This window comes from Micrococcales bacterium (assembly GCA_016703125.1).
Taxonomy (GTDB): Bacteria; Actinomycetota; Actinomycetes; order S36-B12; family UBA10799; genus JADKAV01.
Genome location: JADJCR010000014.1, coordinates 37816 through 46120, shown reverse-complemented (window position 1 = coordinate 46120; position 8305 = coordinate 37816). Strand labels below are relative to the sequence as shown.

The 8305-nt window shown below is 65.9% G+C and carries 1 protein-coding gene and 2 pseudogenes; all 3 read left to right on the top strand.

The genetic code is table 11. The annotated features are described in order from the left end of the window. Nucleotides 1-43 precede the first annotated feature (43 nt). The 3 genes and pseudogenes from rplL (at nt 44) to IPG68_15105 (ending at nt 8048) form a co-directional block, all read left to right on the top strand. Nucleotides 44-443 (top strand): annotated as a pseudogene (gene rplL / locus IPG68_15115) (50S ribosomal protein L7/L12). A 265-nt stretch (nt 444-708) separates the two neighbouring features. After that, a pseudogene (rpoB, locus tag IPG68_15110) lies at nt 709-4152 on the top strand (DNA-directed RNA polymerase subunit beta). A gap of 68 nt (nt 4153-4220) precedes the next feature. Then, nucleotides 4221-8048, top strand: coding sequence for a DNA-directed RNA polymerase subunit beta' (locus IPG68_15105; protein ID MBK6764503.1), 3828 nt, complete (start codon nt 4221-4223; stop codon nt 8046-8048). Nucleotides 8049-8305 lie beyond the last annotated feature (257 nt).

The window sequence follows — 8305 nt, the reverse complement described above, 5'->3', positions numbered from 1 at the left end:
CGATCTTCCGGCCCGAGCGGAGAAGTAGAAAGGAACGCCGACCATGGCGAAGCTGTCCACCGAAGAGATGCTGGACGCATTCAAGGAAAATGACCCACTGCTCGAGCTCAGCGAGTTCGTCAAGGAAGTTCGAGGAGACCTTCGGCGTGACGGCCGCTGCTCCGGTCGCCGTCGAAGCCGCTGCCCCGCTGCCGGCAGTCGCCAGTGCCGAAGCCGCCGCCCAAAATGGAGAAGGACGAGTTCGACGTCGTCTCGAGGCCGCCGGCAGCAAGAAGATCCCAGGTCATCAAGGAGGTCAGAGCGCTGACCAGCCTCGGGACAGAAGGAGGCCAAGGACACTCGTCGAGGTGCCCCGAAGAGCGGTCATCGAGAAGGTCAACAAGAGGCTGCAGACAAGGCCGAGGAAGCCCTCGAGGAGCGCCGGCGCCACCGTCTCGGTCAAATGCGCTGCGTCGCGCAGCCGCTTTGCCGAAGTACCCACGCGAGGCGGCGTACGCGCCGTTCGCTGACGTTTGCGGCTCAGGGTCATCATTGTGTGTTGGCCCGTGTTGTACTCAGGCCACCTCAGTTATTCTGGGTGTTCTGCAAGCATGCCATGGACAGTCCCGCTTCGACCCTGTCCGGAGACCCCATGTCTTCCGGGCCGCTTTCTCAGCATGTCCTGACCTGTGCGACCCACCACACCCGCGAACCTCGGAAGGATCTCACTTGGCTGCCCGCGTGCCTGTCCGTCCCACGCGCATTTCGTTCGGCAAGATCCGCGAACCCATCCCCGTCCCGGCAACATGCTCGACCTGCGGACCGGTCCTTCGACTGGCTGCTGGGCAACGAGGCATGGCAGCAGCGGTCAGGCAACTGTGGACGCCGGCCGCACCGACATCCCCACGACCAGTGGTCTCGGGGAGATCTTCGAGGAGATCAGCCCCATCGAGGACTTCAGCGGTTAAGTGTCGCTGTCGTTCCGCGAGCACCGCTTCGAGCAACCGTACGCGAGGCGCAGTGCCGAGGAGAGGACCCTGACCTACTCTCGGCCGCTGTTCGTCACCGCTGAGGTTCTTCAACTCCGGGACTGGCGAGATCAAGTCGCAGACGGTCTTCATGGGCGACTTCCCGCTCACTGAGACGACAAGGGAACACCGTCGTCGTCAACGGCACCGAGCGCGTCGTGGTCTCTCGCAGTTGGTGCGCTCGCCCGTCTACTTCGGAAGACCTCCGGCAAGGCGCTGGACAAGGACATCTTCTCGGCCAAGATCATCCCGAGCCGCGGGTCGTGGCTCGAGTTCGAAAGATCGACAAGAAGGACATCGTCAACGTCAAGATCGACCGCAAGCGCAAGCAGCCGGTCACGGTGCTGTTGAAGGCACTGGGTCTGACGACCGAGGAGATCGCCGAGCGCTTCGGACAGTACGAGTCGATGCAGTTGACGATGGAGAAGGACGCCATCGGCAGCCAGGACGAGGCCTTCGTCGACATCTACCGCAAACTGCGCCCGGGGGAGCCGGCATCCATCGAGGCTGGCCGCAACCTGCTGGAGAACTTCTACTTCAACCCCAAGCGCTACGACCTGGCCAAGGTCGGACGGTACAAGGTCAACAAGAAACTCGGCACCGGCGAGGAGCCGCGCAAGACGACGCTGTCCACTGAGGACATCGTGCGCACCGTGGAGTACCTGGTGCGCCTGCACAACGGCGAGACAGACGATGCCCGACAGCCCCGCGCGCGTCGAGGTCGATGACATCGACCACTTCGGCAACCGCCGCCTGCGGACGGTGGGGGAACCCATCCAGGGGCCAGATCCGCATGGGTCTGTCGCGCATGGAGCGCGTGGTCCGCGAGCGGATGACCACGCAGGACGTCGAGGCGATCACGCCGCAGACGCTGATCAACATTCGCCCGGTGGTCGCGGCCCTGAAGGAGTTCTTCGGCACCTCCCAGTTGTCGCAGTTCATGGACCAGACCAACCCGCTGGCCGGACTGACGCGCAAGCGGCGACTCTCCGCATTGGGCCCGGGCGGGCTGGAGCCGGAGCGGGCGGGCTTCGAGGTCCGCGACGTGCACGCCTCGCACTACGGCCGGATGTGTCCGATCGAGACCCCGGAAGGTCCCAACATCGGCCTGATCGGGTCGCTCGCGTCCTACGGGCGGATCAACGCCTTCGGGTTCGTCGAGACGCCCTACCGCAAGGTGGTCGACGGGCGGGTCACCGACGAGATCGAGTACCTCACGGCCGACGAGGAAGACCTCTTCGTCATCGCGCAGGCGAACGTGAAGATCGACGAGTCCGGGAACCTGGCGGAGGACCGCGTCCTCGTGCGCGTCGAGCCGGGAGAGGTCGACTACGTGCCGCCCACCGAGGTGGACTACATGGACGTGTCGCCCCGACAGATGGTGTCGGTGGCCACCGCCATGATCCCCTTCCTCGAGCACGACGACGCGAATCGCGCGCTCATGGGGGCTAACATGCAGCGTCAGGCCGTGCCGCTGCTGCGCAGCGAGGCTCCGCTGGTGGGTACGGGCACCGAGTACCGCGCCGCCAAGGACGCTGGGGACGTCGTCGTCGCGCACACCGGCGGCCAGGTCACCGCAGTCAGTGCCGACGCGATCGAGGTCACGCAGGACGATGGGCAGGTCTACACCTACCGGGTCCTGAAGTTCCGCCGTTCCAACCAGGGGACCTCGTACAACCAGGCCCCGATCGTCACTCTGGGACAGCGGGTCGAGGCCGGGCAGGTCATCGCAGACGGACCGTGCACCGACCTCGGTGAAATGGCCCTGGGGCGCAACCTGCTCGTTGCGTTCATGCCGTGGGAGGGCCACAACTACGAGGACGCGATCATCTTGTCGCAGCGCCTCGTGCAGGACGACGTGCTCACTTCGATCCACATCGAGGAGCACGAGGTTGACGCCCGTGACACCAAACTGGGCGCCGAGGAGATCACGCGGGACATCCCGAACGTGCCGGAGGAGGTCCTGGCCGACCTCGACGAGCGCGGGATCGTGCGCATCGGAGCCGAGGTGGGCCCCGGCGACATCCTGGTCGGCAAGGTCACGCCCAAGGGCGAGACCGAGCTCACCCCCGAGGAGCGCCTCCTGCGGGCCATCTTCGGTGAGAAGGCCCGCGAGGTGCGCGACACCTCGATGAAGGTGCCCCACGGCGAGAGCGGCGTGGTCATCGACGTACGGGTCTTCGACCGTGAAGAGGATGACGAACTGCCCGGCGGTGTGAACCAACTGGTCCGCGTGTACGTGGCGCAGAAGCGCAAGATCACCCAGGGCGACAAACTCGCCGGTCGCCACGGAAACAAGGGCGTGATCGCCAAGATCCTGCCCGTGGAGGACATGCCGTTCATGGAGGACGGCACTCCGGTCGACATCGTGCTCAACCCGCTCGGCGTGCCGGGCCGGATGAACGTCGGCCAGGTCATGGAGACCCACCTGGGCTGGGTGGCCAAGCAGGGCTGGGAGGTCGTCGACAACTCCGAGTGGGCCACGAACCTGCCCGCCGACGCCCGCTCGGCCCCGCCGAACACGCGGGTCGCCTCACCGGTCTTCGACGGGGTTCACGAAGATGAGATCAGGGGCCTGCTGGAGTCGACCCGGGTCGACGACGGCGAGCAGCGGCTTGTGAACGGCGAGGCCAAAGCGCGACTGTTCGACGGCCGTAGCGGCGAGCCGTTCCCGGACCCGATCTCGGTCGGATACGTGTACATCCTCAAGTTGCTGCACCTCGTGGATGACAAGATCCACGCCCGGTCCACCGGACCCTACTCGATGATCACCCAGCAGCCGCTGGGCGGCAAGGCGCAGTTCGGCGGCCAGCGCTTCGGCGAGATGGAGGTGTGGGCCCTCGAGGCCTACGGTGCCGCCTACGCGCTGCAGGAGTTGCTGACGATCAAGAGTGACGACGTCCTCGGACGCGTGAAGGTGTACGAGGCCATCGTCAAGGGCGAGAACATCCCGGAACCGGGGATCCCGGAGTCGTTCAAGGTCCTCGTCAAGGAGATGCAGTCGTTGTGCCTGAACGTGGAGGTGCTGGCCGGGGACGGCTCGGCCATCGACATGAAGGACACCGACGACGAGTACTTCCGGGCGGCAGAGGAACTGGGGATCGACCTGTCCCGGCGGGAGCCGAGCAGCGTCGAAGAGGTCTGAGGACCAGCGGCAGGTGACTGCCAGACAAGCCAACTAGTCCACCAAACGAGACAGCAAAGGACCACCACGTGCTGGACGTGAACTTCTTCGACGAACTGCGCATCGGCCTGGCCACCGGTGATGACATCCGCGCCTGGTCGCATGGCGAGGTGAAGAAGCCCGAGACCATCAACTACCGCACGCTCAAGCCCGAGCGCGACGGCCTGTTCTGCGAGAAGATCTTCGGGCCCACCCGCGACTGGGAATGCTACTGCGGGAAGTACAAGCGGGTGCGGTACAAGGGCATCATCTGTGAGCGCTGCGGCGTCGAGGTGACCCGCAGCAAGGTGCGCCGTGAGCGGATGGGCCACATCGAGCTCGCCGCCCCGGTCGCACACATCTGGTACTTCAAGGGTGTGCCCAGCCGGCTGAGCCTGCTGCTGGACATCGCTCCGAAGGACCTCGACAAGGTCGTCTACTTCGCGGCCTACATGGTCACGAGCGTCGACGAGGATGCGCGTCACCGCGACCTGCCGTCGCTGGAGACCAAGATCGGCATGTCGAAGAAGCAGCTCGAGAACCGCCGCGACGACGAGATCAACAAGCGCCAGCAGAAGCTGGAGGAGGATCTCGCGAAGCTCGAGGAGGCCGAGGCGAAGGCCGACGTCAAGAAGAAGACCCGGGATGCCGCCGAGCGGGAGATGACCCAGATCCGCCGGCGGTACGACAAAGAGATCGACCGCCTCGACGCGGTGTTCGACCGCTTCCGCACGCTGAAGGTCCAGGACCTCGAGGGTGACGAGCAGTTGTACCGCGAGATGCGCGACCGCTTCGGCAACTACTTCTCCGGCTACATGGGCGCACAGGCGATCCAGGAGCGGCTGCGGACGTTCGACCTCGAGGCTGAGGCTGAGAAGTTGCGTGAGATCGTGCGCACGGGAAAGAGCGCCAAGAAGGTGCGCGCGGTGAAGCGGCTGAAGGTCGTCAGCGCGTTCCTGAACACCAGCAACTCCCCGCTGGGCATGGTGCTCGACGCGGTGCCGGTCATCCCGCCGGACCTGCGCCCGATGGTGCAGCTCGACGGTGGCCGGTTCGCGACCTCCGACCTCAACGACCTCTACCGCCGGGTCATCAACCGCAACAACCGGTTGAAGCGACTACTGGATCTCGGGGCTCCCGAGATCATCGTGAACAACGAGAAGCGCATGCTGCAGGAGGCTGTGGACGCGCTGTTCGACAACGGCCGCCGTGGCCGCCCGGTCACCGGTCCGGGGAACCGCCCGTTGAAGTCATTGAGCGACATGCTCAAGGGCAAGCAGGGCCGGTTCCGCCAGAACCTGCTCGGCAAGCGCGTGGACTACTCGGGACGTTCGGTCATCGTGGTCGGCCCGCAGTTGCAGTTGCACCAGTGCGGTCTGCCCAAGCCGATGGCACTGGAACTGTTCAAGCCGTTCGTCATGAAGCGGCTGGTGGACCTCAACCACGCGCAGAACATCAAGAGCGCCAAGCGGATGGTGGAGCGCCAGCAACGTCACGAGGTGTGGGACGTCCTCGAAGAGGTCATCACCGAGCACCCCGTGCTGCTCAACCGCGCCCCCACGCTGCACCGGCTGGGCATCCAGGCCTTCGAGCCGCAGTTGATCGAGGGCAAGGCCATCCAGATCCACCCGCTGGTCTGCACCGCGTTCAACGCGGACTTCGACGGCGACCAGATGGCCGTGCACCTGCCGCTGAGCGCGGAGGCGCAGGCAGAGGCCCGGATCCTGATGCTGTCGAGCAACAACATCCTGTCGCCGGCCAACGGCAAGCCGATCACGACGCCGACGCAGGACATGGTGCTGGGCATCTACTTCCTGACCTCCGAGCTCGCGGGCGCCGCTGGCGAGGGCCGGGCCTTCGCGTCCATCGCCGAGGCACTCATGGCCCGCGACCACGGTGAGTTGCACCTGCAGGCACCGATCAAGTTGCGCATCGAAGGTCTCAACGAGGGCCGGGCGGTCGAGACGACGCTGGGCCGCGCGCTGTTCAACGAGGCGCTGCCGGAGGACTACCCCTTCGTCAGCGAGCAGGTGGACAAGGGCCGGCTCAGTGCCCTGGTCAACGATCTGTCGGAGCGCTACAGCAAGGCAGTCGTTGCCCAGACCCTGGACGAACTGAAGGGGATGGGTTTCCACTGGGCCACCCGCTCCGGTGTCACCGTGTCCATCTCCGACTTCCACATGCCGGAATCCAAGGCTGCGCTGCTCGCTGCGGCCGAGGCGAAGGCCGAGAAGGTGGAGACGCAATTCCACCGTGGCCAGCTCGACGACCTCGAGCGGCGCCGCGACCTGGAGAACATCTGGCGGGAGACCAAGGACGAGGTCGCGGTCGCTATGGCTGAGAACTTCCCCGAGCGCAACCCGGTGTGGATGATGGTGAAGTCCGGTGCGCGTGGAAACATGAACCAGATCAGCCAGATCGCCGGTATGCGCGGCCAGGTGGCCGACACCAGGGGTGAGACGATCGTCCGGCCGATCAAGAGCAACTTCCGCGAGGGTCTGAGCGTGCTGGAGTACTTCATCTCCACGCACGGTGCGCGCAAGGGTCTGGCCGACACCGCGCTGCGCACCGCAGACTCCGGGTACCTCACCCGGCGCCTGGTGGATGTGTCGCAGGACGTGATCATCCGTGAGCGCGACTGTGGCACCGAGCGCAGCATCGAGGTCGAGATGGCGCGGGACGGCATCGTCGGGGAGTACGTGGACACCTCGGTGGCCACGCGCACCCTGGCCCAGGACGTCGAGGTGGACGGTAAGGTCGTCGCCGAGGCCGGCCTGGACCTGGCCACTCCGATGATCACGGCGCTCGCCGAGCAGGGGGTCGAGAGGATCCGCGTGCGCAGCGTCATGACCTGCGAGAGCAAGGTCGGCGTGTGTGCGCTCTGCTACGGCCGGTCGCTGGCCACGGGCAAACTCGTGGACGTCGGCGAGGCCGTCGGCATCGTGGCGGCGCAGTCGATCGGTGAGCCGGGAACGCAGTTGACGATGCGTACCTTCCACACAGGTGGTGTGGCCGGTGAGGACATCACTCACGGTTTGCCGCGTGTGACCGAGTTGTTCGAGGCTCGGACCCCGAAGGGTCTGGCTCCGATCAGCGAGGCGACCGGAACCGTGACCATCGAGGAGACTGAGAAGACCCGCAAGATCGTGGTGACGCCCGACGACGGAGCGGACCCGATCGAGCACCCGGTGTCCAAGAAGGTCAAGCTGGAGGTCGAGGACGGCGACCACATCGCGGCGGGCACCAAGCTCACCGCCGGTGTGCAGGACCCGAAGCAGATCCTGCGGATCCTGACCCCGCGGGCCGTGCAGCAGCACCTGGTTGACCAGGTACAGGCGGTTTACCGACCGCAGGGTGTGTCCATCCACGACAAGCACATCGAGGTCATCGTCCGGCAGATGCTCAAGCGCGTCACCATCATCGAGCCGGGGAACTCCCCGTTCGTGACCGGTGACGTCGTGGAGATGTCCTCGTTCCGCGAGGTGAACCGGACGGTCGTCATGGAGGGCGGGACCCCGGCCTCCGGTCGTCCCGAGCTCATGGGTATCACCAAGGCCTCGCTGGCCACCGAATCGTGGCTGTCCGCGGCCTCCTTCCAGGAGACCACCCGCGTGCTCACCGAGGCCGCCATCCAGGCCAAGAGCGACCCGCTGGTCGGCCTGAAGGAGAACGTGATCCTCGGCAAGCTCATCCCGGCCGGGACGGGCCTGTCGGAGTACCGCAACCTCCAGGTCCAGCCGACCCAGGAGGCAAGGGATGCCGTCTTCGCGCAGTACCGGGCGTACGACGACTTCTCCTACGGGCACTTCGACGACGTGACCGGTGCCAGCGTGCCGCTGGACGACACGTATCTGGGGGACAGCGACTACCGCCGCTGACCCCCCTGTCGACCAAGCCCCCGGCCACCAGTGGCCGGGGCTTCGCCGGTCGGGGAAGCCGTTACCGGGGGGGGTCTCTTACCGGGGAGCGATACAACCGTGCCGGTTCTCTCCCGGGTGTCCGGTTCTCTCCCGGGTGCGAGCGCGCCGCGCGGTCAGTTGAGGGCGGGAGAGAAGCCGTTACCGGGGAGCGATGCAACCGTGCCGGATCTCTCCCGGGTGTCCGGTTCTCTCCCGGGTAGCCCCTCCCGAGCCTC